Genomic DNA, 1,265 nt, shown 5'->3' on the forward strand with positions numbered 1-1,265 from the left:
CTCCAGTTTCGCAGCCAGCACACCGTCGACCACCTCTTCGAGATGGGCAAAACTCTTGGTCTTCTCGCCGGCCGGCAGTGTGATGATGGCGGTCTGGATGCCACCCGTTTCGAGGCCTGCCTTCAGCGCACCGAGATGCGCTGCCGCGACATTGGCGTCGGTGACGACCGCGGCGCGTGTGCCCGGCAGCCGGCGCGCAATCTCGGCACCCGCGCGGGCCAACAACCCCGAGCCGATCAGAATGTCGTAGGTCCGGTCGCCAAGGCCGACTTCGACGACAACGGGTGCCTCGATGCTCACTGTTCCACCTCGCCCGTCGCAGCCGCCTGATCAATGCCGAAATGCCGGCACAGCGCGTCCACCACCTCGGTCGCGATGACTTCCTTGCGGTCGTCGCGGGTCGGCACTGTGACGTCCGATGTCGCGTAGACCGGATAGCGCTCGCCCATCAGCCGCTCCAGCACGGCGCGCGGGTCGGCGCTTTTCAGGAGCGGCCGGTTCTGTTTCTTGGCGACGCGATCCATCAGAAGGTCGAGTTCGGCCTTCAGCCACACCGAGACGCCCTGCGCTGCAATCGCCTCGCGCGTCTGCGCATTCATGAAGGCGCCGCCGCCGGTCGACAGCACCTGCGGCCCGTTTTCCAGTACGCGCAGGATGACGCGCTGCTCCAGCGCCCTGAATTCGGTCTCGCCGTAGCGCTCGAACAGTTCCGGAACGGTCATGCGCGAGACGCTTTCGATCTCCTGGTCGCTGTCTATGAAGGGCAGCGCCAGCATCGTCGCCACCTTGCGGCCGATCGCCGTCTTGCCGGCGCCCATCAGTCCGACGAAGACGACGGAACGGCTGCCCAGCCTGCCGAGCAACGCGGCGTGGTTCTCGTCTGGAGGATTTGCTGGCAGCGCGTTCATCGGATGTTTCGAAGGCCCTCTTTGCCGGCGTATCGACATGAAAAGCCCGTTTGCGTCAAGCGTGGCAAGTGCCTTGAACCCGATATGGACTGGCAGGGTCTGCATCAGAAGTTGCTAACAGGCCCCAGCTTCTTCCTTGAATTGGCCGGATTGGCGTCCCATAAGGGGACAGGGTTTGGAAACGCAGAACAAGAAGACGGGCGAAAATTGATGCCGACACTGTTTCGCTTTGTCGTGGTAACGGCGATTCTGGCTGGCATTGCCTATGGTACGATGTTCGCACTGGTGATGTTCGTCGAGCCAAAGAAGGGGGAAATGAGCGTGCGCATCCCTCCGGAAAAGCTCAATCCCAAGAAA

General features: G+C 62.6%; 2 protein-coding genes and 1 pseudogene. 1 reads left to right on the plus strand and 2 read right to left on the minus strand.

Annotated elements, in window-relative coordinates:
- Positions 1 to 300: pseudogene (locus EN969_RS31555) on the minus strand (3-dehydroquinate synthase); the annotation flags it as partial.
- On the minus strand, positions 297 to 908 hold the full coding sequence (locus EN969_RS31560) for a shikimate kinase (protein WP_024503735.1): 612 nt from the start codon (positions 906 to 908) through the stop codon (positions 297 to 299). The pseudogene EN969_RS31555 and the gene EN969_RS31560, both read right to left, overlap by 4 nt.
- Before the next feature lie 210 nt (positions 909 to 1,118).
- On the opposite strand from EN969_RS31560, the gene EN969_RS31565 reads away from it, so the two are divergent.
- Positions 1,119 to 1,265: histidine kinase (locus EN969_RS31565; protein ID WP_127419759.1), on the plus strand; the 147-nt coding region annotated here is incomplete at its 3' end.

Origin of the sequence: Mesorhizobium sp. M7A.F.Ca.CA.003.01.2.1, from assembly GCF_003998945.1 — a bacterium.
In the GTDB taxonomy this organism is placed as follows: domain Bacteria; phylum Pseudomonadota; class Alphaproteobacteria; order Rhizobiales; family Rhizobiaceae; genus Mesorhizobium; species Mesorhizobium ciceri.

Excerpts from the sequence above, each read along its gene's own strand:
- EN969_RS31560 (WP_024503735.1), bottom strand. The coding sequence starts at position 908 with ATGAACGCGCTGCCAGCAAATCCTCCAGACGAGAACCACGCCGCGTTG.